Here is a 26254-nt window from a genome sequence, read left to right as displayed (position 1 = left end):
TAGTGATGGTACACCCGGTCAAAGTTTCCAGTTACAAACAGCACCNGGGGATTGGGGATTGGGGGGAGAATTACGAATTACGAACTTGTACTGAGTTTCGACTGCGCTCAACTACCGCGTAGCCGTTGGCGCAGCCTCTTGTAGAGAAGTATTACGAATTACGAATTATTTGGATGTCGTGATTTGAACGCAGATTTGTATCAGCCCAAGAACATATCAAACCTTCCGATCCTGGATCGATCAATTGTTCTGGGGATGGTTGTCGTCGCCAATTTTCTCCTTGCTTGCGGATGGGAAACAGCAAGACGGGGCCTAAATGACGCACGCCTGGGGTTTGTTGCAGTAATGCGACAATATCTGATGTATAAACTGGTCGTCCAAATGGCCAACCTTTTCCGTCGATTCCTCCAGTTAAGGGATTTAAATATTTATATAGCGATCGCCTTAAATTACGACGAATTTCTTCGCTGGCAAAAGGATTGTTGTATGCTGGCTCTAAAGCAACTTCTGTCTGTACCGAAACACCTACGTAATTCGGTTCTTGTAACTCTACTTGTACCCCTAATAAGCGTCTTTCATCTAAGTAAGTCAAAATTTGCTCTTGCAGGGCATTACTAAGGGCAAATTCTTCTGGTGTCATGCCATTACCTTGAGCGATCGCATCTGTATTTGCGAATGGAACTACCAGCAAACTAACTATACCAGCTTGTCTTTGAGAATTTGCTGGCAAACACCGGACGCGGGCGATCGCACCTGCACCCGCTTGTTGAGTTAAAACTTCAAAATCTTCGGCAGTGACGGCGCGATCGCGCGTGCGGAGGATGCGGGGAGCCTTCATCACAGCTTGTTCCAGCGATTCGGCATCTGCTCCATTGATTGCTGGTACACGATTGACCACACTAGCAACATAAGGATATGCAGACTTCAAAAACTGAATTGCCCCAGTTTGAACATTCCCTTCTCTACCGCCGCCTGTACGATAAGTAACCATCCTAATCTCTGAGCCACGGGGAGGAATCGCCCCATATTGGTGTTCAGACTGGTTATTTTCCAGAACTTGTACAGATGTGTCATCTAGTGATGGTTGCTGAATTCGCGTTCGCACCTGTGTTTGCTGTTTAAGTTGGCTAGGTTCCCGAATCAGCGGCCCGAATTGGATTGAACCAGTGATGGAATCGATGGTGTAATGGAAGTTATGCGGCCCAGAATCAGCAAAATCTCTCACCTCAGTCCACTTTTGCGGCAAACCACCAGCAGGAGTAACTAAAATATACTCATTTTCTCGGCGTTCTAAAATTGGTGCTGTTTGTAACTGGAAACTTTGACCGGGTGTACCATCACTAATTCCCAATCGCTCGTCTTGAATCAGCGTACTATGGCTAGCCCTAACAGTACCGCCAATTGAACGCACTGCTAAACCAATAATTCGTGGCGGACGATTGTAACCAGTTTCATTCGCTTCCGTAGAAATAAAGCTACAGCGCAACCAACGACCTCGGTAAGAGGTAAAATTAGCCACAGGCCAAATTTGAGGTAAATGCAGACGTACTTCTGCACCTTGAGAGGGGTTTTCACCCTGTTGGGCGATTTCATAAAAACTGAAGCCGCGAGTTTTATCATCTGATTCTTGCAATAAAACTGATTGCCAATTTTCCCCATCCCAGGCTTCCCACTTCCGGGGTGGTTGATTGGGGTTAATCCCAGCAGGAGTAGCCGCAGCCCCTTGGAAAATAATTTCTAAAACATTAGCATCTATTGGATCGTCAGAATTAATTGCTAAATAAAAGCAATTACCAGGTTGGGGTTCCTCTTCAAATATCGGTTGTTCATTACCTGTCCAGTAACCGTTAGATTGACGAGTCCAGGAAGTTGTGACTCTTTCGCGCAGAGATTGGGGAATATCTTCGGTAGTTTGGGCAGTTAAGAAATGTTGGATGCGGGGTTTGCCGATAATTAGAGGAGAATCTGTGCTGAAGGTAATAGCTTCTGTAGTCTCAGTGCGAATAGTTGAGGCTTCTAATCCGGCGGGAATCGTGTAGGCTTCGGGTAGTGCAGCGCTTAAATAAAAAGTTAATTCTGTACGGGCTGGGGCGGGAGGCTGGAGACGAATACCTAGTAATTCTAAAAAAGCAACATAATTTTTTCGGGGTACTTGGTTGAATCTGAGCAACATCTGGTCAGTTAACCAAGCAAATAACTCAATGAGCGTAATTCCTGGGTCGCTGAGATTGTGGTCAGTCCATTCTGGACAGTAGCGAGGAATACGCATGATACATTCTTGCACCAAATCATCAAAGGCGCGATCGTCTAAGTTGGAAGAAGGTAATTTCGGTAGAAAGTCAAAGTTCACGATTCCTCTCCAGCTGACACCAAATAATAAGGATAAACAAAACTATAAATATCGGGGCCGTCTTTGAGTCGATAATTGATGATGATGTCCACTCTGCCACGCACAGGGTCAGGGTCGGTAACAACTTCATCAATAGTAATGCGTGGTTCCCAAACTTCTAAAGCTTCCAAAACATAAAGACGGATTCGCAGTAGGGTATCGCTATTTAAAGGTGCAAACGCCAGTTCCGACAAGCGCGAACCAAAGGTAGGTCGATAAACCCGTTCACCTACTCCCGTGCGCAGGATAATCCAAATAGATTCTTTAACTTTTTGATCTTCACGGCTAAGTTGTATCCCACCTTGCACACTTAAATGCAGTGGATAAGCCCAACCTGTTCCCAAATAGGCTCGTTGACGACCGTAAACCATATCTGGCACTTAGACAGCTGTTACATGGATATCTTCAAAGATATCGGCACAGAAGGTTTAAGCCTATTCTCCAAAGGTCGAGGATGAAGAGGCAGGGGGCAGGGGGCAGGGGGCAGGGAGATGATGGATAATTAGCGTTTTATGAGCCAGGGAGATGGATTGTTGATTATGATTACTAGAATGCCTAAAACTCGGTTGTAATTTCCATAAAGTTCTCTATCTGTATCAACATCTAAATAACTACACTTGACAGCAAATTTCAACCAAGTCTGAGTCTCTGCTGCCTCTGCTTCCGAATCATTTAACTTAGCTACAAAAGCAGCTTCATATCGACGTTTTCTCCATGCTTCCGCCAGATTTGCACATACAGAACGTGACGATCTACGAATTTGGTCGGTCAACGAATATCTCTCTTCTACAGGAAACTTCTTGGATAGTTCAAATATTTTCATGGCTGTATCAAATGCCATTTTGTATACTTCCAAGTCTTCATGACTTTTAATTGGTTCTTTTTCCATTCCCCCTGCCCCCTGCCCCCTGCCTCTTCAATCAGCCGCCAATCAAAACAGTGGGATTACCTTTGATAATTTTATTCGGTGGCCCCAATGCTTCTATAATAGTGTCGCCCATGCGAGAGGCGGGTAGATTGTTAATCAGCACTGTCTGACTACCGTCAATCACAACCCCAGGCCCGTGAGGAGGTAAGGGTAAAGGTGTGGCGCAATTATGAATATCAGCACCAGCAGCAGCAGCAGCGATCGCACTACCCATAGTAGCAGCTGATGTTGCCTTTGTAGTTTGTTCGGCAGCTAAGGCAGCAGGTGCCCCTGGCGTACCAGCCGCCGCTAAAGTAGCAGCCTCAGCCGCTTTGATAGCTATATCAGAAGATGTTTTGGCGGACAGCAAACCTGGTACTGCTGCTGCAAGCACACCCCGCCACGCAGGTAAAGACCCAATCAACACATTGGGACTACCCGGCCCTCCTGTCAAGACTGGGGGTAAGGGGTGCGCCACATTGTCGGTAATTCTTGCTGCTGGTCTACCCACGACAACCTCCTAATAGTGTCTTTAATCTCTTGCCTCTGTGTTCTCTGCGTCTCTGTGGTTAGATAAATTACTTTTAAACCACAGAGGCACAGAGAGCGCTGAGAAAAAACATAGAAAATTAATTAAGGCGAATCATCGCACCTTTAACTGTAATCACGCCCTTGGCTGAAATGTCGATATTGCCAGCAGCATCTAATGACATATTACCTGTTGATTTCACTGAAACAGATTTACCCATGTCGTCCATTTTGATTCTATGACCGCCTTTAGTTTCAATCTCTATACACCTTTGACTATCATTGAGATATATTTTATGACCATCTTTAGTTTCTACGCGAATACCTGTTTTACTACTTCCTTTATCCTCTTCAACAAACTGTAGAGTATGACCTACACGAGTTTTAATGGTGCGTAATCTTACACCACTTGTAACTGAATCCCTTACCTTTTCCGGTGGTGCATCCTTGCCATTCCATACCCCGCCAATTACATAAGGACGGTGGATATCGCCATGTTCAAAACCTACTAAAACTTCATCGTTTACCTCTGGTAAACAGTCAAAACCTCTATTTGGGCCTGCTCCCACAGCTACAACTCTCGCCCAGTCACTTGTATGTTCTTCTGTGAGCGTGGGAAACTTAACCTTCACCCTACCCCATGCCTGTGGGTCTTTGTTATCAGTCACAATTCCTACTAATAAAGTCTCAGATGGCTGGAGACGTTTTTCTGGAGATAGAGTTGTGAATAAGCTACCAGAACGTAGTCCCCGCACGCTGAAATAAGTTTCATAAACGCGCTGACTGAAGAAATGGCGGGTTTCTGTAACATAATACTTACCACTATAGCGATCGCCCATACCCTGAAGATTAATAACCCGTCCAGGACGAATCTCAGGATTCCCTTCTGCTTTGGCATCAGCATAAACAAATTCTCCTCCTAGTTCATCACACAAAGCCTGAGCCATCGTCTCTGCTTGTTTTTTGCTGGCAACAGGTTTATCTACAACAATCATTTTGGGAGATTTAAGATTAGAAAATGCATTACTAGTACTACTTCCTAGCTGATTACCTGTCTCGGTTATTGGCTTTTCTTTCTTAGCTGTTCCACTAATCAATTGTTTCTGGGTATAGTCCCAGGCGCGTACTTCTACAGAACTTATCTGTTCAGCACTAGTAACACGGGTACTAAATTTATTAATATCAACTAGCCATTTGAGTGATAAAGCTCCCTGAGTTTTTGGTTTGCAAAAATTTAGTTTTTCCTCGGTAATAAATAACTCAAAACCAATGCGAGCAGCCCTTTCTCGCAAAAACTCCATATTAGTTTGATTCTCTTGGAAGACATACTTATGAACTTCACCGGTTGGCTCTATATTTCCAGGCTTTATGCCTACTTCTTTAACTATTTGCTTGACTATATCGCTATCAGTTTTATTTAAAAAGGAACGATTATAACGACCTCTGTGCAGACGATGAGAAATATCATAACCGCGAACAATGATATCAGCTTCAGATTTTTCATTGAAGTGAACTTCCATCGCTGTAATTTCGCCTTCAATAAGGAATTCTCCTACCTCCTCTTGAAAGTTATTATCTAGAGTAGTACTCGAAGTAAAACCTAACTTCACTTTTTTCCCAATTTTAAATAAAGGCTCATGTCGCCAAGCTTTGTTTTCTGGTCGGTCAGATGCGGGAATATAGCTGTTATGGATTACTAGCGTAAACATTGCTGGTAAATGAAGGCTTTCTTCGATTGTGATTTGCAACAAATCCTTCATTAATTCAGGAGAAGCCTGTTTCCCATCTATCTCTATTTGAGGTTCGCTTAAATAAAGGCTTTTTTTAGGAGGCATAATTATTACTTTATAACTTATGAAATGTTCAGAGTAGATTTTAATGAGAAAGTAAATACTAATTTGTCACTTTATACCTATTCAATTAATGATTGCAACACATCCTTGGCTAAAGACGCGATGAATCGCGTCTCTACAAATGGTATATTGTCGCATTCTCTTTTCAAATTGGTATTACTTATTTTGTCTTACTCAGTTTTTGCCCCTTTTGATCTGTCTGACGAGCGTTGCCTGTAGAAGCAGATTTACGTCCTCCAGGAAGGTTATTCTTATCTACTTCTTGCAAGGCTATATCTACCAGTGCCCTGACTGGTGTACCATCACTCAAAAACATATTTAAAGTATAGGTTAAACTCGTAATTACACAATAAAAATACTCATTTCCCCATGTAAATATATAAACAGGTGGTCGTTTATCAGTTGCTTTACTGATAGTTTCTACACCTAGCTTAATTGTATCTATATATTTTTTCATTACCGACTCTTTCGTTTCATAAGTATCATAAAGTAACTGCTTGAGTGTAAATTTGTAAGGTTCAACGCCAGAAAAGTTTACTTTCGGAAGTAGATTAGTTCCTCTATTACCATCCTTACTTTCCCACTTAACAGTCCGAGCAAAACTAATATCTGTAGGATTAAACATTAATTCAATATCTGGCGCTTCACCGTTATAAGCTACAAGTTTCGCTTTCTCAAGTTGCGGTTGACGTTTTTGAATAACAATAATTGCTGGACTTGCCATTTGAGTCTTCTCCTAAAATTAATTATTGAATACAAATTTACCAAGGTAATCTACCAGAGGAACCACCATGACGTTCTCGCTCAATTTCTATCCGTTGTCGTAATCTGCTATAAACTTCACGAGCTAGAGCTTCAAGATCGGCTGTATCATCTTTATCATCTTCTTGAGAAAATGAAGATGCGCTCTCTATAGTCTCAGTTACTGGTGCTATTTCTCTAGATATGTCGGGTGGAGTGACTTCTCCACCATTAGCAAAGCCTCTAGCTGAAAGAAGGTGTTTAGCAAAAACTTGTGGTGATTCTGAAACATGAGAAAATTCATAATTTTGGCTATTAGATTCTCCATCATTAAAATCAAAGCTAGTGAATTCATCATCATTTCCATTTAGTAAATCTTCCACACTTGACCATTGAGAAGGTGTATTTGACCATTGGGAAGATGTCTTAGTGGTAGAATTTGCTTTTCGGAAAATCATGGGAGGTGATGAGTATTGGGGTGAGGATTCACCTACATCAATTGTTTCATTGTGAAGGGTATGAATCTCTGGAGAATTGAGAATAGAAAGTTTCTGTTTACTAATATTCAACCCCAAGGAAGAAGGAAGTAAAGAATTGGATATCTCTGGTGAATCAGTCTCAGCGCTTTTTAGTTGTAATGAAGTGTGTGAAAAAGAATCGACTTTAGTCGGAGTCTCTGGAGAAGTTTCTTCTTCTGGTTCTTGAGGATTGGGTGTCTGTAAACTTGGAAGGATAATATCGTGCGGTATTCCACCAGTGTTGATGTGGTGTAGTAGAGGTAAATTCTTCTGTGCATCCCTGGTATTAATCACAAACTCCCCAGGCGTAAGCATTGCAGGTACTGTATCTGAGGGTGCTATCTGCTGACGATTTTCAACGTGGGAGTCTATGACATGACCACCAGTAGCATAACCTTTAGGTGCTGGCAAATTTTCTGCGATCGCATTTTGCTCAACTTGAGGTAATGTATTTACCTCATTTTGTGCGGACGTGAGATTATCTGAGGTATCAACAAAGGTTGATATTTCAGGATGTTCTTCTTTTGTTACCGCACAGGGAAATTCTGATTCTACTATTTGTTCATTGTCAATAATTTCCCTCAAAATACTCGCAGTTTCACCAATCTCTGATGATGTAGCGGTAATTATTGGTGTTTCAGAAATCTCAGGTGATATGGCGGTAAGTGGTGCGATCGCAGTTTCACTAATCTCAGGTGATGTAGGAGTAATTATTGGTATTTCAGAAATCTCAGATGATGTGGCGGTAAGTGGTGCGATCGCAGTTTCAAAATTCTCAGGCGATATTGTACTAATTGTTGGTATTTCAACAATCTCAGATGATGTGGCGGTAAGTGGCGCGATCGCAGTTTCACCAATCTCAGGCGATATTGTACTAATTGTTGGTATTTCAACAATCTCAGATGATGTGGCGGTAAGTGGTGCGATCGCAGTTTCAACAATTTCAGGCGATATTGTACTAATTGTTGGTATTTCAACAATCTCAGATGATGTGGCGAAAAGTGGTGCGATCGCAGTTTCACCAATTTCAGATGATGTCGGAGTAATTATTGGTGTTTCAACAATTGATGTGGCGAAAAGTGGTGCGATCGCAGTTTTACCAATCTCAGGTGATGTGGCGGTAATTATTGGTGTTTCACCAATCTCAGGTGATGTAGCCAGAAGTGGTGCGATCGCAGTTTCACCAATTTCAGGCGATATTGTACTAATTGTTGGTATTTCACCAATTTCAGATGATGTGGCGGTAAGTGGTGCGATCGCAGTTTCACCAATCTCAGGCGATATGGCGCTAATTGTTGGTATTTCACCAATCTCAGGCGATATGGCGGTAAGTGGTGCGATCGCAGTTTCACCAATTTCAGATGATGTAGGAGTAATTATTGGTGTTTCAACAATCTCAGGTGGTACTAAAATGGGCTGACTTTCTGTAAACTCGCTATTAGTACTCTCAAGATAGTTGTCACGTTGTAGTGAAGTCAGATTTGCTGAGATATCTGAGACATTAACCACCATAGCAGACTGTGACTCTGAAATTACTAACCCTTCATTATTATCAGAGTTTCTGAATAAACTAGGTGCATCTTCAATATCGGCTGAGGTAGGTGTTAACTGAACAGGTATACTCGCTGGAGATTCACTTGAAACATTGGAATCAATTTCTTGTTGTATTGCAATAAAGCTTTTTGCAACTGAAGACTCAGAATTAGGTACAGCAATATGCGCCCCTACAGTATTTTCATCATTCGCCAAAGGATGGGTTAAAGTAGGTGCATCATCAAGATCGGGTGAGGTAAGCGCTGACGGCAAAACTAGAGAATTATCAACGACAGCATTATCTAGTTGCAATGTGGGTATTTCCAAATTAGCCTCAACAGACAGAGGTTCATCTGATGTTAATAAGCTATTTTCATGACTATTAATATTAACATCGCTTTGAACACTATTCTTAGCCACAGATGATTTGACTGCTTTTTTAGATTTGGATTTTGATTTTTTCTCAAGTGGCTTTTGAGATTTATTTATTTTTTTTGATTTAGATTTACTTTTAATATTTAGTTGTTGCGAGGTATCATCACTCGTTTTTTTATCAATCCGATTTGGCAGTATCTCTGGAATACTGTCTTTTACTATTTCACTAGTATTAACATGACTATTTTCGGGTAGAGCTATTGAATCAAAAAAATCAGATTCAAGTAATGGCAAATCACTATTTATATCTTGATTGTCCCAACTATCCCAACCTATTAACGGTTGTATCGATGGTTCATGTTCACGAGATAAGAAAAATTTAGAGGATGTAACTAATGGTAGTTTAGTTTGTATGGGACTAAGAAAATTACTTCGTGAATGCAGAGAATGAGACTTTTTTTTCAATATCATTCTATCAGAAGTAGATAAAGATGATATTACCCCAAGGGGATGAATATTGTTTCCTAGTGGAGATTGAATAATTTGCATAGTTATCGTTGAAAAATAGCCAATTAGCTAGAAACGAAATATCCACTTTTTTGATTCCGTTGTACAGAAGTGCCTCCTCCTGTAGACCTTGCAACTTGTAAGCCTTCATAAGCTAAAGTTAATTCTTCAATGGCAACAGCCTTACCATCTGCTTGGAGTGCAGGTGTTTTCCAGGTTATAGGAATAGCACCAATCAAAGTCCAACTCATCATCGTTTCACCAGCTTGATTGAAAATCAGAATATTGACATTGCGTCGAGATGTTTTCTTTTGTTCATCAAAAACTGCATTCATCCAGTTCCAAAAACCTGGATGGTCGGTAACTCCACGTTTAAGAGTTATGTCTGCAAATTCTGTATGACCTAAATAAATTCTTTGTTGGTCGTTGACACCACCTTCCTGAAAAACATTTTTCTTAATTTGAATACTTAATCCTGTACATTCCGCAAAAGATGCAGCAATAGAACTGTCTATTTCTACATAGAAACGATTAGTAGTAACATAATTTAATTCGTGAGTAATGTTGCCGTTATTAGCGCCTGTAGCCATCACAACCACCTTTGAGAATTATAATTACCTAGCCTTTCACGCTGCGATCGCAGGTCTTCTAGTAAAAGTTTATATACGCGCTCTGTGAGTTCGTTCAGCAGCAGTGAGTCGTTGAGATATTTACTTGCCGTTTTAGCCGCCTTGCTAGCATTAGAAGTCACTGAAACCCCGGCGTATCCAGCAGCACCGCCAACATCTCCATCGAATGTGAAAAAATTTTGTTGCTGATTTGAATCCATAAATAAAAAAACTCTCCCTAAATCCAGGCTAAAGGTACTGCATCAGAATCAAAAGTAGCCAAAAGTCGAACTTAAGTTTTTACCTAAATTTAGACTTTCGACAAATTGTGTTGTGAGTGCGATCGCAGTACTCTAGATTGTGAGTAACAGGAAAATATTCATCTAGCTACTGCTTGGGCAACCAGGAAAAGAAAATGAGAGAACACGTCAGCCGAGAGAAAAAAACTACTACAGGCTTCTCAATCCCATCCTTGAAACACCCGACACGCGGCTTTGGTTTAGAGTCGTCAGCAATTTCACGCCAAGCGGTTCCTGAAATAGAACCACTCCATCAACCAGTTACTCACGATATCAGTCGCATACCACTGCGTACCCAAGCAAAACTATCAATTAGCCAGCCTGGAGACATTTACGAACAGGAAGCTGATAGCGTTGCACAGCAGGTAATGCAGACAATGGCGCAACCTGTAAATCGCCAGTCTATCCAACGAGAAGCATTACCAGAGGATGAGGAAGAATTGCAGATGAAACCTCTGGCAAATTCCATCACGCCAGTGGTGCAACGAGAAGCATTGCCAGAGGATGAGGAAGAATTACAGATGAAATCTCTGGACAATAGCACACTGCAACGAGAAGCATTGCCAGAGGATGAGGAAGAATTGCAGATGAAATCGATGGTGCAGCGTCAGGGTGAGGCTGGGATGGCTGCTGCGCCAGACTTGGAAGCGTCCATCAACCAAGCACGGGGGGGTGGACAAGTGATGGCAGACAACATCCGCGAACCGATGGAACAGGCGTTTGGCGCAGATTTCAGTGGGGTGAAGGTTCACACGGATGGTCAATCTGACCAGTTGAATCGGTCAATTCAGGCGCGTGCTTTCACCACGGGACAGGATGTGTTCTTTCGGCAGGGTGAATATAATCCTGGAAGTCGGGGCGGTCAAGAGTTGTTGGCGCATGAGTTGACCCATGTTGTACAGCAGAATGGGGGAGCGGTGCAGCGATCCCTCTTTAACACCCTGCAACCGCCATCACCATCAGTTCAACAGCATCAAGTAATACAACGGGCTCGGCAAATTAGCGCTGTATTAAACGTCATTGATCAAAATAGAGATGCATTGGGTGAAGTTGGAGGTGCCCATACAAAGCGACTTATGTATTGGAATGACACAGGCCATTTTGATGATGACAAGGGAGGGAGACTAAATTTAGATACAGTAAAAAAAGCTATGTACAAAAAGATACCTATTGAAACCGCTCCAGTTGAAGAGAACAAATTACCAGAATTTATGCGAGTCAGAAATGATTTTTCTGTCAGGCTACCGGAATATTTTGGAGGGGGAAAACTGTGGTTCCGAAAAAGACTCGATAATGTTGTTTTTCAAGGAAGGGCATGGATTTCGGATAATATATACTGGCGCTCTCCAGGAGGTACTCAATACATGATACACTCTATTCTGGAATGGGCAGGAGGAATATCTGCTGAAAGTGAGCCAACTCCCCATATCACTCTGAGAAATGCAGAAACTCAAGTAAGTATAGATTTGGACATCTCAAATCCTTTACCTAGAAATGAAAGTAGAATAAAAGGAACTCTGGAAGTAACCAAAGCATCCTTCTCACAAGGGTTAGGGGTTAACAGGGAGCCAGGACAAAATATGGCAAATGATGAAGCATCTTTTAGGGATTTGAAGGCAGAGACTACTCAGCAATGGTTGCAAAATTTGACGCAATCTGCACAAAGTGCTGTAGAAGTTGCAGAAACCGTATAATATAGCAGTGATTTTGGGAACATCTGATTCGGAACGATAGAGATTTTGCCAAACATTGCGATTATATTCATTACAATCCTGTGCGGCATCAATTATGTCTGACTCCACAGAATTGGCAATTTTCAATTATTCATTGGTTTATCCAGCAAGGTGTTTATCTGCAAAATTGGGGAATGATTGAAGTTCCAGAAGTGCTTAACAGTATTTGGGATATTTAGAAGAATTGGAATCTGGTGCAGTGCGTTAGTGCGATCGCGATGTTGTCGTTAAAAAACTCCATAGCCCGTATATTCCCGCATTTGAGGAGATTGAAATCCTAGAACAATATCATCTTTTGGAACCCCTTGCTCTACAAGTTCTTGAGCCACTCTCATTTCCGTCATATTCTGCTCAATCGAAATTTTTCCTTGTTTAATATCCAAATGTAAAACACAACCATAGACTCGCCGATGACCATCCCATCCCACATTCATAACCATGTAATGGTCTTGTTTTATATCAAAAACAGTGTAACAATCAATCTGACCATTCGCTATTGGGATAGCAGCATAAGTCGTCAATAACGACTGAATGATATGGCGATTAAACTCTAGGGTATCCATTGTACAATTACCTCTTGAATTGGGTCATAAATAATTTGTTTAATCTGATATCTCTCTACAGATATTTGGGCAAATTCCCGCTTGAAAAAAGCTTCATAAACACTTATAGGCACTGCCAAATAAAGAATGCGATTTGGATCGCTGATTGATTTCTAAGGCAAGCCGATAATTCAAAAACTGTCCTAACGCAGCGTGATAATCTGTTAGTGGTGAATCACTCAGGAACGTTTTAATCTCAACTGCAATTTTTTCTTCACCCCGCTCTGCCGCTAACAGTTGCTCTGCACCTAAATCTATTTCAAACTTAGTTCCGCCAACTTCTAGTCGCAGAGGATCATCGGTTATCTTCCACTGCTCCTTTTCTAAAGCAATTCTAACTACAGCATGAAATTTATCTTTAGCTGCCATTGTTAACGTTTTCTGATTTACTTAACATTTTAGTGCGTAGGCGCAGCCCGCCGCAGGTATCGGCTTTATTGTAGCGACTGTCTGAATAGTGTTGCATAGGCAAAGCCCGTCGTAGACATCGCCCATGTATGATTGTTGATAAAATGCGTAGGCGCAGCCCGCCGCAGGCATCGCCAATCTTGTAGAGTGCGAAAACGTGCGAGCGATCGCATCTCTTTTAAGTTGAGTAAATGGACATCAAATTGTCAAATTATCAAAATTTGCCCACCCTACACCTCTTGAAATGCGTAGGCGTAGCCCGTCGTAGACATCGCCCGATACTATACCCGATATAAAAATGGGGTTGCCGAAAATTTAGACTTTCGATAAATTGTATTAAAAGTGCGATCGCTGTACTCTAATTAAAGATATCAACTAGCATAGATATTTATCCACCGACTGATCGGGCATCAGGAGAAGTACATGAGAGAACGCGTAAGTCAGCCCAAAAAAGCAACCACTGCTTCCTTCTCAATACCTGCACTCAAACAACCGACACGTGGTTTTGGTTTAGACTCCCCTCGTGCTTCGTCCCAAGCAGCTCCATTGGTGCAACCTCTTAACAAACCCCTAATGCACGACATTAGTCGCATATCATTACGTCCCCAAACAAAACTCACGGTTAACCAGCCAGGAGATGTTTACGAGCAGGAAGCTGATAAAGTAGCACAGCAGGTGATGCAGACGATGAGTGAGCCTGTTAGTAAACAGTCTGTGCAACGAGAAGCATTACCAGAGGAAGAAGAAGAATTACAAATGAAATCTCTGGCAGATACCAATATTTCACTACAACGGGAAGCATTGCCAGAGGAAGAAGAAGAAGAATTACAAATGAAATCTCTGGCGGATAACAATATTTCGCTACAACGGGAAGCATTGCCAGAGGAAGAAGAAGAATTACAAATGAAATCTCTGGCAGATACCAATATTTCGCTGCAACGTCAGGGTGGTGGAGTTGCAGCCACATCTAACCTGGAAACTTCAATCCAACAGGAACGGGGAAGTGGACAGCCACTCTCAGACGATATCCGCCAACCAATGGAGCAAGCTTTTGGGACTGACTTCAGCAGTGTCAAAATCCACACAGATAACCGCTCTGACCAGCTCAACCAATCTATCCAAGCTCGTGCTTTTACTACAGGGCAGGATATCTTCTTCCGTCAGGGAGAATATGCTCCAGAGAGTCATGGAGGAAAGGAATTACTTGCCCATGAGTTAACTCACGTTGTCCAACAAAATGGCAGGTGACGAAGGCGATCGCTGCTGGTCAATTTGCAGTGGAATATTTTCCCGCACTAGTTGCCAAAAATGCTTGATGGGAGGAATTTGCAGACGGTCTTGAGTTGTCACCATAACTACCCGACGAGTCAAACTCGAACCATCTGCTAAACCACTAGTATTATTGCTGGCTAAAGAACGAATCGCCAGGGTAGGGTCAAGACGAGCTTCTAGTAATGCTGATTGAGGTAGCAAAGCTATCAGTTCTCCTTGGCGCACAACTCCCCGAAAGGCATCTAGGGTATTTACCTCTAAAACCGACTTGAGTGTAGCTTCCATCCGCTCAAATCTATCTTGAATTAAGCGTTGCATCCCATAACCATCTTTAAAAACCACTTGGGGATAACGAATTAGCTCCGACCAAGGGATAAATTCATATTGTGCCAGGGGATGATTGGCTGCGGTTAAAACTTCTATAGGTTCATCATAAAGCACTTCTACCACCATTTCTCTACTGGTGGTTAAAAAGCGATTATTCATCACAATTGCTAAATCTACCAATCCATCTTTGAGGACTTTGAGGGCGCGATCGCTCCCCAATGAAGTCACTCGCAATTGCACATCTGGATAATCATGACAAAATTTTTGCAACACTGGTGGTAAGTAAGATCCACATAGGGAGTGAATCACGGCAACGCAAAGTTCTGGTTGCTTTCCGGCGATTAAATCAGCCAATTCTTCTGTAGCAGTCTGCCACTCTTGGCAAATTTTACGGACGCGGGGTAACAAACGTTCACCTCCTAGCGTTAGCTTGGCATGAGTGCTTCTGTGAAACAGTTCTATCCCCAAATCTGCTTCTAATGCTTGGATTTGGCGACTAATTGTCGATTGGGTAACACCAGATGTTCGCGCTGCTTGTTGAAAGCTGCCGGTTTGGGCGATCGCTAGAAAGGCTTGCAACTGCTCTAGGCGCATTTTTATGTAGCCTGAATTACATTTATCAGTTTTATTAAGTTAACGGATTTTTATCCACAATTTAGTATAGTTTGTTACATCTTTTTTTCTCTGATTGACATTTAAGTAAATCAGATTTGACCGCCTTTGTCTTGAATGATGCGCTTTGCACCGATTTTTTCGGTAAATTTCGCCAAAAAAAATAATAGAGGGCACAAATTTCGTTTGTGCCCTCCTAAAGTGTGGTGGATACTATTTTCTGGAGTGAGAACCTGCTACTTCATCAGGATCGCTATAAGCCCGGACTTTTCCGCGATTACGAGCTAGTCCAGCTAAACCAGCTAAACCTAGCAAACCTAGCCAACCAAAATTGAAACCGCGATCGCTAGGTCTTTCGGAAGTTACGACGCCTGTATTCCTGTTAGTACCTGTGGCATCAGTGCCCGTGCCTGTAGTATCAGTACCTGTTGTTCCAGTACCTGTGGTATCAGTGCCCGTGCCTGTTGTGCCAGTACCTGTTGTGCCAGTACCTGTGGTATCAGTACCTGTTGTTCCAGTGCCTGTTGTGCCAGTACCTGTTGTTCCAGTGCCTGTTGTGCCAGTACCTGTTGTTCCAGTGCCTGTTGTGCCAGTACCTGTTGTTCCAGTGCCTGTTGTTCCAGTGCCTGACCCAGTACCTGTTGTTCCAGTGCTACCACTGGAGCTTCCGCTACCGGAGCTTCCGCTACCGGAGCCTCCACTACCGGAACCTCCACTTTGGGCAGAAACTGAAGGAGGTAAGGATACAGAAGCGAAACTGATGGCAAAGACAGTAGCTAAAACAGCTTTAGATAAATCGAAAGGCTTCATGCTTATGGTTCCTTTTATGTTCTAGATTTGTGTGGTTAATTGATTTACAAAAGCAATGTTGGATTTACAAAAGCAATGTTGTCTCTTCAATCCACTGCTAAATTAGGTAAATTCTGACAAGATAGATTGAAGGATAGATTGAAGGAGTATTTTACTTAGCTTCTTCTGGAAAAGTCGAAAGGATTTGAAAATACCACAACAACTTACTATTCGTCACATTAAGCAAAATAACTCACAATCAGTAATTACTATTTCAGGATTAAGAACCTACGAACAAATTGGCTTGTTCAGAAAAATAGAAACTAAGTATTGTATTTTATTCTATCCATGCCATTTTTTTATTTAATTACTTATTGTGAATTATTTTGTTCCTGTTAGATAGCATGAGTGTTAGTTTTTCGCCGGACTTCTTTCTACTTAACTAAAAACTTTATACAGCCAGATGCTGCTAGCAGTTGAGATTCTATTAAGAATACTTCACAATATTATTTCACCAGAGAACTTATAACTTCATACTCCAGATGTGTCTTGCTTTAGACTTAAGGAATACTTTTATTGTCAGTTAAGTAGGCCGGCGTAAATAATTAAAGGTTTGTAGCAAGTATTTTAGTCCTCTTTTCTCTACAAAAGGCTGCACTTCTCTACGAGACGCTGCGCGTAGCTTGCTTCCCCGGAGGGGTACGACTCCGCTCAGTGACCACGCTAACGAGACGCTACGCGATTAAAAGTTGACACTGAAATTTACCATTCGGCTAAAGCGATCGCGATTCCTTGTTTTAAATCTGGTGTGATTGCATCATTATTTGCTAACTGCTGCAATTGTTGATGTGTGGCTTCCCCATCCAGATTTTTCAGGGCTGCGATCGCATGTAGTCTCACCGATGCATTAGAATCGCCTAGCAGCGAAATCAATGGTTCAATTGCCTGCATTTCGCCTAACTGTCCTAAAGATAAGGCGATCGCACTTTTGATTTTAGCAATCTCTGTGGCTGGATGCTGCAATCGCAGTATTTGCAGTAAGATTTCTGTCGCTGGTGTAGTTAACTGCGATTTTTGGACTCGTCCCAAAACTGTGACAATTTCTTGCCATACTGTCTCGGAAGTGCTTTGATTCACTGCTTCTTGCAAATATTCCAAACTCGATAACGTCCCCACCCAACTTAAAGCGCGGATGGTTTCTAATTGCAGCGTTATCGGTGTCTGGGGTGAAATCAGCAAATCAAATAAGTGTTTGGCAGCGTCATCACTACCAATTCGAGAAAGGGTAACTGCGGCTGCACAACGAACATCAAGGTTAAAGTCGTAAAGTTTGGGTTGCAGTCTCGTTATTAAATCTAATGCTTGGTGTAAGTCGGGGCGAAAACCTAAACCAAGCAGTGCTGCACGCCTGACTGTGGCGGCTGTATCATCCAAAGCTTTTAATAATACTGGCGGTACACGTTCGTCATGAAAACTGCTGAGGGCTTCAATTGCGGCGGCGCGGATTGCTGCTTGTGGATCTTGCACTACACTTAACAGCGGCGTGATGGTTTCTGGTTGCCGAATACAACAAAGCGATCGCACTGCTAACAATCGTGTATTTTCGTCTAATAGAAGTTCAGTTAGTGAAGCAATAGCAACAGTACCCATTTGTCCCAGTGCTGTAGCTGCGATCGCTTTGAGTTCTTCATCCTCATCATTTTTCAACAATTCAACTATTGACGCGATCGCTTCTGGGTGTTTAAATTCGCCCAAAGTCCTTGCTGCATACCAGCGCAACTCTTCTTCTGCGTCTTCATCTTCTAATATTTCAACGAGAGGTGGGATGGCAATATTTCCTAAGTTAGTCAATACTTTGGTGATTTCCCAGCGTTGTTGAAAATCCCCCATTTCTAACATGGAAAGTGTTAATTTCAGGAGATATTCTCGATTTTTAACTATCTCTGGATCTTCTGAGTCTGCACCTAAAATTAACTGTTGTAAATATTGAATAAGTGATGACCAATCAGCGGCATTATGTGCTGCTTCTGCTTGTACCAAAAGCTGTTTGATGTTACTCACAATATCTTGCTTTAATTATCATCTTCTGCTCCCTGCCCCCTGCTCCCTGCTCCCTGCTCCCTGCCTCCATTAGCTTGGTTTGACTACAACAGAATTACCCTCAATTTTGGCGGCATAAGTTTTGAGCGCTTCTGTTGCTGGGCCTTTTTGCACTTTACCATCAGCCCCAAATTCCGAACCATGACAGGGACAAGTGAATTTTTTGGCATCAGTCCATGCTACGGTGCAACCTGCGTGAGTACAGGTAGGGTTAACAGCAGTTATTCCGGCTTTTGATGTGCCCACTACCAGCACAGGCCCAGCAGGTGAATCTTTTGCTAGCAATTGACCTGTTTTATCTAATTCTACCGATGTACCTACTGTTTGCCAATCTTTAGATACTGGAGTTGTTTGAGAAGAACAAGCTGCGATCGCTACAGGTAGAGAACTCGCAATCAAACCCAAACCTACCCAATTCATAAAATCACGACGTTTCATAGCTGTTGAAATAATATCTAAGTTTTAGCTAACATCTGCCACTCAATTTTGGATTTTAGATTTGGGATTAATCTATGGCGCTCCAAAATTGCTTTAGTCATCTCAAATACCGTTGATTAAGCGTTTTACATCGTTCAGTGGTGACTTTAATGTAAAAAATACATAGTACTCATGCGTTTTTTGTAGATTTTTCCAAAAAACGTAACATTTTATACGATTTTAACAAAAATATCATCTTAAGTTATGAGTATCGAAATTGTTACATGAACATTATCTAAACCTGCTTGACAAATTCCCAAGATGTAAATGGCCACAAGTTTTCCTTAACTAACCACGGATTTGAAGTTTCGCGCTGGAATGTTCTTGAGTAAAAATAATCAGCCGTAGTTAAATATTAAGTTTTTATTCCCTAACCCTCGTAGATACAGCACCTGATGTAACTACGGATTGATTGGTATTGGGAAATTACGACCACAGTTCCCGATCGTATCAGTAATTTGCAACGAGATTCAGCCTCATGACAGACACAGCAACTACCACTAGCCTTAATAAGTTCGAGAAATTAAAAGCAGAAAAAGATGGACTCGCCATCAAGAGTGAGATAGAGAAATTTGCCTCCTTGGGTTGGGAGGCGATGAACGAAACAGATCGCGATCATCGACTCAAATGGGTAGGTGTGTTTTTTCGCCCAGTTACCCCAGGCAAGTTTATGATGCGGTTGCGGATGCCTAACGGTATTCTTACAAGCAACCAGATGCGTGTTTTGGCCCAAGTAGTGCAGCGTTACGGTGATGATGGTTGCGCTGATATTACTACCAGACAGAATATTCAATTACGGGGGATTAGGATTGAAGATTTACCAGATATCTTTAATAGATTTCACGCAGTTGGTTTAACCACTGTGCAGTCAGGAATGGATAACGTCCGCAATATTACAGGCGATCCTGTGGCGGGTTTAGATGCAGATGAGTTGTACGACACGCGAGAGTTGGTACAGCAAATTCAAGATATGCTCACCAACAAAGGGGAAGGGAACCCAGAATTTAGCAACTTACCACGGAAGTTTAATATTGCGATCGCAGGTGGACGAGACAATTCGGTTCATGCTGAAATTAACGATTTAGCTTTTGTGCCAGCATTTAAGGAAGGGAATGAGGACTGGGGACTGGGGACTGGGCAAGAATTTTCCCAATCACCAATATTCGGGTTTAACGTTTTAGTCGGTGGCTTTTTCTCAGCAAAACGCTGTGAGGCGGCGATTCCTCTGAATGCTTGGGTGGCTCCAGACGATGTAGTAGCTGTATGTAGAGCGGTTTTGGAAGTATTTCGCGATCATGGGCCACGTGCTAATCGGCAAAAATCGCGGTTGATGTGGCTAATTGATGAATGGGGTGTAGAAAAATTTCGAGCAGAAGTAGAAAGCCGTTTGGGTAAATCATTATTACCCGCAGCCGCAAAAGACGAAATCGACTGGGAAAAACGCGACCACATCGGGGTATATAAACAAAAGCAAGCCGGATTAAATTACGCAGGTTTACACATTCCTGTCGGTCGTTTGTATGCCGAAGATATGTTTGAAATTGCTCGTCTAGCAGAAGTTTACGGCACTGGCGAAATCCGTTTCACAGTTGAGCAAAACATTGTTATCCCCAATATTCCTGAGTCACGTTTAGCAACATTTTTAACAGAAACGTTGCTAGAAAGATTTTCAGTTAATCCTGGTTTATTGGCGCGATCGCTAGTATCTTGCACAGGCGCACAATTTTGCAACTTTGCCCTCATCGAAACCAAAAATCGCGCCCTGGCAATGATTAAAGTCTTAGAAGAAGAGTTAAGCTTCACCAACCCAGTGCGAATTCACTGGACAGGTTGCCCCAACTCCTGCGGACAACCCCAAGTTGCAGACATCGGCTTGATGGGAACTAAAACTCGTAAAAATGGCAAAACCCTTGAAGGTGTTGACATCTATATGGGTGGCAAAGTTGGCAAAGATGCTCATTTGGGAACTTGCATCATCAAAGGCATACCATGCGAAGACTTGCAGCCAATATTGCAAGATTTACTCATCCAAAAGTTTGGGGCAAAACTCAACAAAGAAGCCTTAGTCGTTAGTAACTGTTAGTGCTTATTGGTGATTGGGCATGGAGTAAAACTCATACTTCAACTTTAAAGGCGCAACTTCCGAGTTAAAAGGTGCAACCTCCGAGTTAAAAGGCGCAACTTCCGAGTTCAAAGGCGCAACTTCCGAGTTCAAAGGTGCAACCTCCGAGTTAAAAGGCGCAATTTCCGACCTCAAAGCCTCAACTTCCGAGTTCAAAGACGCAACCTCCGAGTTAAAAGGCGCAACTTCCGAGTTCAAAGACTTAACTTCCGACCTCAAAGCCTCAACTTCCGACCTTAAAGGCTCAATTTCGGCTACCTTTTCTCCGTGTTTTATTCAATTAGAAAGACTTGGAATGCTTAAACAATTATTTTCATTCAGCGATCGCTACCGCATCTTACATCAGACTTGGTTTGCTTTCTTTCTCACCTTTGTTTGTTGGTTTAACTTTGCCCCCTTCGCTACAACCATTGGCAGAGAACTAGATTTAGCACCAGAACAAATCAAAACTTTAGGCATCTGTAACCTTGCCCTCACAATTCCGGCACGCCTAATTATTGGGATGCTTCTGGATCGTTTTGGCCCCAGAATCACCTACTCAATGCTGCTGATATTTGCGGTTATTCCTTGTTTGGCGACGGCGCTAGCGCAAGATTTTAATCAACTAGTCATCAGTCGTTTGCTGATGGGGATTGTCGGATCTGGGTTTGTTGTGGGTATCCGCATGGTGTCCGAATGGTTCCAGCCGAAGGAGATGGGAATTGCTCAAGGTATTTATGGAGGTTGGGGCAACTTTGGGGCTTTTGGCGCAGAATTTGCCTTGCCGATACTTGCAGTTTCTACGAGCTTTTTCGCTGGTGGTGCTTCTAACTGGCGATTTGCGATCGCATTTACAGGAATTATTGCAGCTATCTACGGCGTAATTTATTACAACAACGTCCAAGATACACCCACTGGTAAAGTCTACAAAAAACCGAAGAAAAATGGTTCTCTAGAAGTAACCAGTGTTAAAAGCTTTTGGGCGATGATTCTCTCGAATTTTGGTTTGATTTTCGCCTTGGGTTTATTAGCTTGGCGCTTAGAACAAAAGAATATTCACTTCTTAACTTTGAGCCAAATGTATCTGACTTGGTTACTATTAGCAGGATTATTTGCTTACCAAAGTTACAAAGCTTGGGAAGTCAACCGAGAACTACTAATTGGCAAGAAAACTTACGCTCCATCTGAACGTTTCCAATTTGGTCAAGTAGCCTTACTCGAATTCACTTATATAACTAGTTTTGGTAGCGAACTGGCAGCCGTTTCCATGCTCCCAGCATTTTTTGAAAAAACTTTTGCTTTAGAACACGTTATCGCTGGGATGATTGCCGCTACCTATCCGTTCTTAAATTTGATTTCTCGTCCTAGTGGTGGCTTAATTTCTGATAAATTTAACTCCCGTAAGTGGACAATGACAATTATCAGTGCTGGCATTGGTGTTAGTTATTTGATGGCACATTTTATTAGTAGTAGCTGGCCGATTCCGGTAGCGATCGCAGTGACAATGTTTGCCGCCTACTTTGCCCAAGCTGGCTGCGGTGCAACCTACAGCATCGTCCCCCTAATTAAGAAAGAAGCCACTGGACAAATTGCCGGTAACGTCGGAGCTTACGGTAATTTTGGTGGCGTAGTTTACCTGACAATTTTCAGCTTAACCGACGCTCCCACACTATTTACCACAATGGGTTTAGCTGCACTAGTCTGTGCTTTTATGTGTGCCTTCTTCCTCAAAGAACCAAAAGGTTCCTTTGCCGCTACATTTGAGGGTGAATTACCAGAAACCGCAACGAAAAACCCTATCTTCTTAACTGAAGAATAATTAACTCAAGGATAAATTAGTGAAATTAACTCTAATGCTTCTCTGCTTCTCTCTTAAGTTTAATACAGACCCTAGCGTTGGAGAGTAAGATTCAAAGCCTCTCTCCTAAAAGGAGCTACGGTGTACACAGAAGTCGAATTATCCCCCTTAATCTCCCCGATATATTGGGGGGAAACAAGAAATCTAGTTCCCTCCCCAATATATCGGGGAGGGTTAGGGTGGGGTAAAACCTTGGTTAATCAGCTATTTAAGACTTGTGTATACACCGTAGCCTAAAAGGAGAGAAGAATGGAAGTGGGGTCAAAATGTATTGCTTCCATTCGAGAAATGCTATATCAAAATTCATGAAAACCTCTTTTTCTTCTCTCTGCGCTCTCTGCGTCTCTGTGGTTCGATAAATTAAACTTTCTAGCAATTTTTGCATAACACACAAATTTCTCAACCTGGCGCTACATCTGAGGTTGCACAATCAAAATAACAAAATCGTACAATTGCCATGAGTGAATTTACCAAAACTCTCTGTCCCTACTGTGGTGTTGGCTGTGGACTAGAAGTTTCACCTCCAGCCCAACTTGGCAAAGCAACTAATCGAGATAGCCAAGGAACTCCAACTTGGCGGGTGCGCGGCGATAAAACCCATCCATCCAGTCAGGGAATGGTTTGCGTCAAAGGCGCAACGATCGCAGAATCTTTAGATAAAAATAGATTACATTACCCAATGGTGCGAGACTCCTTAGATCAAGAGTTTCGCCGCGTTAGTTGGGATGAAGCTTTCGATCTCATCACCAAACGTATTCAAACTATCCGCTTCACCCAAGGGCCAGAAGCCTTATGTATGTATGGTTCCGGTCAGTTCCAAACTGAGGATTATTACATCGCCCAGAAACTCATGAAAGGCTGTCTGGGTACTAATAATTTTGATGCCAACTCTCGCTTATGTATGTCTAGTGCTGTGGCTGGGTACATTCAAAGCTTTGGCTCAGATGGCCCCCCATGCTGTTACGAAGACTTGGAGTTAACCGACTGTGCATTTTTAATTGGTACTAATACAGCTGAATGTCACCCCATCGTTTTCAATCGACTGGAAAAGTATCACAAAAAGAACCGCAAAGTCAAAATGATTGTGGTTGATCCCCGTCGCACACCAACCGCAGAAGCCGCCGACTTGCATTTAGCCATTCGTCCCGGTACAGATATCGACTTGTTAAACGGCATCGCCCACTTGTTGATGCGCTGGAACTACATTGACACCATGTTCATGGACGACTGCACCAGCAACTTTCCCGCTTATGCTGAGGTTATTCGCCACTATCCACCAGAAGTGGTGGCTCGTCAATGTGGAATCAGCATTGAAGATTTAGAAACAGCAGCTCGCTATTGGGGTGAATCGCAGCGCGTACTGTCTTTGTGGTCAATGGGTGTAAATCAATCCTCAGAAGGAACGGCTAAGGTAAGAACAATTATTAACCTGCACCTAATGACTGGACAGATTGGCAAACCTGGGGCTGGCCCTTTTTCCCTCACTGGTCAGCCGAACGCGATGGGAGGACGGGAAGCCGGAGGTTTGGCGCATTTATTACCAGGTTATCGGGCGGTGAAAAATCCGCAGCACCGTGCAGAAGTTGAGGAGTTTTGGGAACTCAAACCGGGACAAATTTCACCCAATCCCGGTTTGACTGCTTGGGACATGATTACTGGGTTGGAAAATGATGCTGTAGAGTTACTGTGGATTGCAGCTACCAACCCAGCTGTAAGTATGCCAGATTTAGAGCGGACTAAAAAGGCATTGTTGCGATCGCCTTTCACCATTTACCAAGACGCATACTATCCCACAGAAACTTCTGCCTATGCTCACGTTCTACTACCAGCAGCCCAGTGGGGTGAAAAAACTGGCGTGATGACAAATTCTGAACGCGTAGTAACTCTGTGTTCAGCATTTCGCCAACCGCCAAGAGAAGCTAAAGCCGATTGGGAAATTTTTGCCGAAGTTGGACGTAGGTTAGGTTTTGAGAGAGAATTTGCCTTTGCTAACTCTGCTGAAGTTTACGCTGAGTTTGTCAAACTAACTAAAAATCGCCCCTGCGATATGACAGGTATCAGTCACACGCAATTACAGACACAAGGGCCTACTCAATGGCCTCATCCTGAAGAGAGCCGGGGGAGCAGAGGAGCAGGGGAAGCAGGGGAAGCAGGGGGCGAAGCATCTACCAATTGCTCTGGGAAACGTTTATACACTAACTTGCGCTTCCACACCCCTGATGGACGCGCTCGATTTGGGGCATATTACTCCAAGGGATTGGCAGAACCGCCAGACCCAGATTATCCGTTTGTGCTAACTAATGGAAGACTTTACGGACACTGGCATACGCAGACACGTACCGGTCGAATTGAAAAAATTTGCAAAATGCATCCCGAACCGTTTATCGAAATTCATCCGCGTGATGCTGCTCGGCTAGGTATTCTAGATAACCAGTATATAGAAGTGCGATCGCGTCGGGGTAAAGCGAAGTTTCCTGCTAAAGTGACAAAAGCGATCGCACCTGGTACAGTTTTTGTCCCTATGCACTGGGGTTCGCTGTGGGCAGATAATGCCGAAGCCAACGCCCTCACCCATCCAGAATCTTGCCCCGATTCGCTGCAACCAGAATTAAAAGCCTGTGCTGTGCAGTTGATACCAATTTCGGTGGAAGTTCCCATCAAAGATTATCAACTCCAGTCCTCACAATGGTAAGCTGCCAAGTGTAGCTCGAAAGTGTTAATTTACAACCAGCAATAGGTAATTTTGTCAATAATTAATAGTCAATAGTTATTATCATTTTTTATAACTCTCTAATTTTGACTGTTACCAATTACTATATCTAAAGAGGTAAAATTCTAGCAATAAGTAAGAGGTTTTACTAGAGTTTATTTTAGCTATGGATAAAGAATAAAAAAGCATAGAAACTTACAAAAAATTGTCATATCATGTCCGCTTGATTGCTTATTAAACCCGAAGAACCCCACCCCGCCAAAGCTACGCTTTGTCTCCCCTCCCGAAGAGCGGGGAGGGGTTGCGGGTGGGGTGTAATGACTGTGGTTAGCATAACTAATTATGCGGACATGATATCAGACATCTTTTTTTAAGAAATTCTGGCGGTTCCAGTCTAGAGAGCTAGGCCATCAGCAAGTTTTTTGCCAGGGTCAAAGAGTTGAAAAACTTAATTACGAATTACGAATTATTTTTAATCCTCTAGATTTATCTATGGGATTTTATTTTATTTAAAAATCGGGTGCAGCAGATGAAAAAGTTACTGAGGGAAATACTAGGGGCTACCAAAGATGAGAACTTTATGCACATCATTGAAAACATAGAAGTGCTAGTTTCTAAAGTTCTATCTATTTTTATGGTGGTCGTAATTTTGGTAGCGATCGCAGATTTAGGAGTCTTTATTTTTAAAGAATTATTTACAATACCTTATGGGAAGTTTAACACAACCCTATATAAGGTTTTCGGTTTATTTTTAAATATTTTAATTGCCTTAGAAATTTTAGAAAATATTACAGCCTATTTACGAAGACACGTTTTTCAAGTTGAATTAGTTATTGTCACTTCTTTAATTGCCGTTGCCAGAAAAATTATTATTCTTGACTTAGAAAAAATTGGAGGTCTTGATATAATTGGTTTAGGTGTAGCTATTCTTGCCTTATCAATTAGTTATTTGATAATTCGTGTCAGTAATTCAAAAGATGCAAGTTAATTGAAGGAGGCAGGAGGCA

At 42.4% G+C, this 26254-nt stretch carries 22 protein-coding genes and 1 pseudogene; 7 read left to right on the top strand and 16 right to left on the bottom strand.

Annotated features, from left to right (window positions below; all coding sequences use genetic code 11):
* Positions 1-151 precede the first annotated feature (151 nt).
* The 9 genes from CDG76_RS21595 to CDG76_RS21555 form a co-directional block, all read right to left on the bottom strand.
* On the bottom strand, positions 152-2350 hold the full coding sequence (locus tag CDG76_RS21595) for a putative baseplate assembly protein (protein WP_094350968.1): 2199 nt from the start codon (positions 2348-2350) through the stop codon (positions 152-154).
* Positions 2347-2760: a GPW/gp25 family protein gene (locus CDG76_RS21590; protein WP_094350967.1), complete on the bottom strand. Its 414-nt coding sequence runs from the start codon at positions 2758-2760 to the stop codon at positions 2347-2349. Before CDG76_RS21590 ends, CDG76_RS21595 begins: the two co-directional genes overlap by 4 nt.
* Positions 2761-2891: 131 nt before the next feature.
* On the bottom strand, positions 2892-3278 hold the full coding sequence (locus tag CDG76_RS21585; RefSeq protein WP_094350966.1) for a four helix bundle protein: 387 nt from the start codon (positions 3276-3278) through the stop codon (positions 2892-2894).
* Positions 3279-3309: 31 nt separating this feature from the next.
* Entirely contained in the window at positions 3310-3807 is a 498-nt protein-coding gene (locus CDG76_RS21580) for a PAAR domain-containing protein (RefSeq protein ID WP_094350965.1), read from the bottom strand.
* A gap of 118 nt (positions 3808-3925) precedes the next feature.
* Entirely contained in the window at positions 3926-5659 is a 1734-nt protein-coding gene (locus CDG76_RS21575) for a VgrG-related protein (protein ID WP_094350964.1), read from the bottom strand.
* 178 nt (positions 5660-5837) lie between these two features.
* Complete coding sequence (locus CDG76_RS21570; protein ID WP_094350963.1) at positions 5838-6401, bottom strand: CIS tube protein; 564 nt, start codon at positions 6399-6401, stop codon at positions 5838-5840.
* Positions 6402-6438: 37 nt separating this feature from the next.
* Positions 6439-9393: a hypothetical protein gene (locus tag CDG76_RS21565; RefSeq protein WP_094350962.1), complete on the bottom strand. Its 2955-nt coding sequence runs from the start codon at positions 9391-9393 to the stop codon at positions 6439-6441.
* 23 nt (positions 9394-9416) lie between these two features.
* Positions 9417-9941, bottom strand: a complete 525-nt coding sequence (locus CDG76_RS21560; protein WP_094350961.1) for a phage tail protein — start codon at positions 9939-9941, stop codon at positions 9417-9419.
* Entirely contained in the window at positions 9941-10180 is a 240-nt protein-coding gene (locus tag CDG76_RS21555; RefSeq protein ID WP_094350960.1) for a hypothetical protein, read from the bottom strand. Before CDG76_RS21555 ends, CDG76_RS21560 begins: the two co-directional genes overlap by 1 nt.
* Positions 10181-10374: 194 nt before the next feature.
* On the opposite strand from CDG76_RS21555, the gene CDG76_RS21550 reads away from it, so the two are divergent.
* Positions 10375-11952, top strand: coding sequence for an eCIS core domain-containing protein (locus CDG76_RS21550; RefSeq protein ID WP_223265320.1), 1578 nt, complete (start codon positions 10375-10377; stop codon positions 11950-11952).
* Between the two features lie 80 nt (positions 11953-12032).
* Positions 12033-12170, top strand: a complete 138-nt coding sequence (locus CDG76_RS37515) for a hypothetical protein (protein ID WP_190240926.1) — start codon at positions 12033-12035, stop codon at positions 12168-12170.
* A 48-nt stretch (positions 12171-12218) separates the two neighbouring features.
* Here the strand turns inward: CDG76_RS37515 and CDG76_RS21540 are convergent, their stop codons facing one another.
* Together CDG76_RS21540 and CDG76_RS21535 are read right to left on the bottom strand one after the other, a co-directional pair.
* The gene (locus CDG76_RS21540; RefSeq protein WP_094350959.1) at positions 12219-12554 is read right to left on the bottom strand and encodes a XisI protein; all 336 of its coding nucleotides are present in this window, start codon (positions 12552-12554) and stop codon (positions 12219-12221) included.
* Positions 12542-12962, bottom strand: a pseudogene (locus CDG76_RS21535) (XisH family protein). Before CDG76_RS21535 ends, CDG76_RS21540 begins: the two are co-directional and overlap by 13 nt.
* A 462-nt stretch (positions 12963-13424) precedes the next feature.
* Here CDG76_RS21535 and CDG76_RS21530 point away from each other — a divergent pair.
* Positions 13425-14249 (top strand): eCIS core domain-containing protein, encoded by an 825-nt coding sequence (locus CDG76_RS21530; protein ID WP_223265319.1) that lies wholly within the window; start codon positions 13425-13427, stop codon positions 14247-14249.
* Here CDG76_RS21530 and CDG76_RS21525 read toward each other — a convergent pair.
* The 4 genes from CDG76_RS21525 to CDG76_RS21510 all read right to left on the bottom strand — a co-directional run bounded on the left by CDG76_RS21525 (position 14217) and on the right by CDG76_RS21510 (position 18539).
* Positions 14217-15194: a LysR family transcriptional regulator gene (locus CDG76_RS21525; protein ID WP_094350958.1), complete on the bottom strand. Its 978-nt coding sequence runs from the start codon at positions 15192-15194 to the stop codon at positions 14217-14219. The two genes, CDG76_RS21530 and CDG76_RS21525, sit on opposite strands and share 33 nt — an antisense overlap.
* Positions 15195-15425: 231 nt before the next feature.
* The gene (locus tag CDG76_RS37510; RefSeq protein WP_094350957.1) at positions 15426-16022 is read right to left on the bottom strand and encodes a WGxxGxxG-CTERM domain-containing protein; all 597 of its coding nucleotides are present in this window, start codon (positions 16020-16022) and stop codon (positions 15426-15428) included.
* A gap of 741 nt (positions 16023-16763) precedes the next feature.
* On the bottom strand, positions 16764-18065 hold the full coding sequence (locus tag CDG76_RS21515) for a HEAT repeat domain-containing protein (RefSeq protein ID WP_094350956.1): 1302 nt from the start codon (positions 18063-18065) through the stop codon (positions 16764-16766).
* A 66-nt stretch (positions 18066-18131) separates the two neighbouring features.
* Entirely contained in the window at positions 18132-18539 is a 408-nt protein-coding gene (locus tag CDG76_RS21510; protein ID WP_094350955.1) for a QcrA and Rieske domain-containing protein, read from the bottom strand.
* 517 nt (positions 18540-19056) lie between these two features.
* On the opposite strand from CDG76_RS21510, the gene CDG76_RS21505 reads away from it, so the two are divergent.
* Positions 19057-20661 carry a ferredoxin--nitrite reductase gene (locus CDG76_RS21505; protein WP_094350954.1) on the top strand — a complete coding sequence of 535 codons (1605 nt, stop codon included), beginning with the start codon at positions 19057-19059 and terminating at the stop codon, positions 20659-20661.
* Between the two features lie 3 nt (positions 20662-20664).
* Here the strand turns inward: CDG76_RS21505 and CDG76_RS36380 are convergent, their stop codons facing one another.
* Positions 20665-20898, bottom strand: a complete 234-nt coding sequence (locus CDG76_RS36380; protein WP_143854139.1) for a hypothetical protein — start codon at positions 20896-20898, stop codon at positions 20665-20667.
* Positions 20899-20995: 97 nt separating this feature from the next.
* On the opposite strand from CDG76_RS36380, the gene CDG76_RS21500 reads away from it, so the two are divergent.
* From CDG76_RS21500 to CDG76_RS21490, 3 genes are all read left to right on the top strand, one after another.
* Positions 20996-22498 carry a NarK family nitrate/nitrite MFS transporter gene (locus tag CDG76_RS21500; RefSeq protein ID WP_094350953.1) on the top strand — a complete coding sequence of 501 codons (1503 nt, stop codon included), beginning with the start codon at positions 20996-20998 and terminating at the stop codon, positions 22496-22498.
* A gap of 496 nt (positions 22499-22994) precedes the next feature.
* A complete protein-coding gene (locus CDG76_RS21495; RefSeq protein WP_094350952.1) occupies positions 22995-25229 on the top strand; it encodes a molybdopterin oxidoreductase family protein in 2235 nt (744 codons plus the stop codon).
* A gap of 547 nt (positions 25230-25776) precedes the next feature.
* A complete protein-coding gene (locus tag CDG76_RS21490; protein WP_094350951.1) occupies positions 25777-26235 on the top strand; it encodes a phosphate-starvation-inducible PsiE family protein in 459 nt (152 codons plus the stop codon).
* The last annotated feature ends 19 nt before the right edge of the window (positions 26236-26254 follow it).

Origin of the sequence: Nostoc sp. 'Peltigera membranacea cyanobiont' 210A (genome assembly GCF_002246015.1) — a bacterium.
Taxonomy (GTDB): Bacteria; Cyanobacteriota; Cyanobacteriia; order Cyanobacteriales; family Nostocaceae; genus Nostoc.
This window is presented reverse-complemented; position numbering and strand designations above follow the sequence as displayed.

Excerpts from the sequence above, each read along its gene's own strand:
- CDG76_RS21590 (WP_094350967.1), bottom strand. The coding sequence starts at position 2,760 with ATGGTTTACGGTCGTCAACGAGCCTATTTGGGAACAGGTTGGGCTTAT.
- CDG76_RS21585 (WP_094350966.1), bottom strand. The coding sequence starts at position 3,278 with ATGGAAAAAGAACCAATTAAAAGTCATGAAGACTTGGAAGTATACAAA.
- CDG76_RS21575 (WP_094350964.1), bottom strand. The coding sequence starts at position 5,659 with ATGCCTCCTAAAAAAAGCCTTTATTTAAGCGAACCTCAAATAGAGATA.
- CDG76_RS21570 (WP_094350963.1), bottom strand. The coding sequence starts at position 6,401 with ATGGCAAGTCCAGCAATTATTGTTATTCAAAAACGTCAACCGCAACTT.
- CDG76_RS21565 (WP_094350962.1), bottom strand. The coding sequence starts at position 9,393 with ATGCAAATTATTCAATCTCCACTAGGAAACAATATTCATCCCCTTGGG.
- CDG76_RS21560 (WP_094350961.1), bottom strand. The coding sequence starts at position 9,941 with ATGGCTACAGGCGCTAATAACGGCAACATTACTCACGAATTAAATTAT.
- CDG76_RS21555 (WP_094350960.1), bottom strand. The coding sequence starts at position 10,180 with ATGGATTCAAATCAGCAACAAAATTTTTTCACATTCGATGGAGATGTT.
- CDG76_RS21550 (WP_223265320.1), top strand. The coding sequence starts at position 10,375 with ATGAGAGAACACGTCAGCCGAGAGAAAAAAACTACTACAGGCTTCTCA.
- CDG76_RS21540 (WP_094350959.1), bottom strand. The coding sequence starts at position 12,554 with ATGGATACCCTAGAGTTTAATCGCCATATCATTCAGTCGTTATTGACG.
- CDG76_RS21530 (WP_223265319.1), top strand. The coding sequence starts at position 13,425 with ATGAGAGAACGCGTAAGTCAGCCCAAAAAAGCAACCACTGCTTCCTTC.
- CDG76_RS21525 (WP_094350958.1), bottom strand. The coding sequence starts at position 15,194 with ATGCGCCTAGAGCAGTTGCAAGCCTTTCTAGCGATCGCCCAAACCGGC.
- CDG76_RS37510 (WP_094350957.1), bottom strand. The coding sequence starts at position 16,022 with ATGAAGCCTTTCGATTTATCTAAAGCTGTTTTAGCTACTGTCTTTGCC.
- CDG76_RS21510 (WP_094350955.1), bottom strand. The coding sequence starts at position 18,539 with ATGAAACGTCGTGATTTTATGAATTGGGTAGGTTTGGGTTTGATTGCG.
- CDG76_RS21505 (WP_094350954.1), top strand. The coding sequence starts at position 19,057 with ATGACAGACACAGCAACTACCACTAGCCTTAATAAGTTCGAGAAATTA.
- CDG76_RS21500 (WP_094350953.1), top strand. The coding sequence starts at position 20,996 with ATGCTTAAACAATTATTTTCATTCAGCGATCGCTACCGCATCTTACAT.
- CDG76_RS21495 (WP_094350952.1), top strand. The coding sequence starts at position 22,995 with ATGAGTGAATTTACCAAAACTCTCTGTCCCTACTGTGGTGTTGGCTGT.
- CDG76_RS21490 (WP_094350951.1), top strand. The coding sequence starts at position 25,777 with ATGAAAAAGTTACTGAGGGAAATACTAGGGGCTACCAAAGATGAGAAC.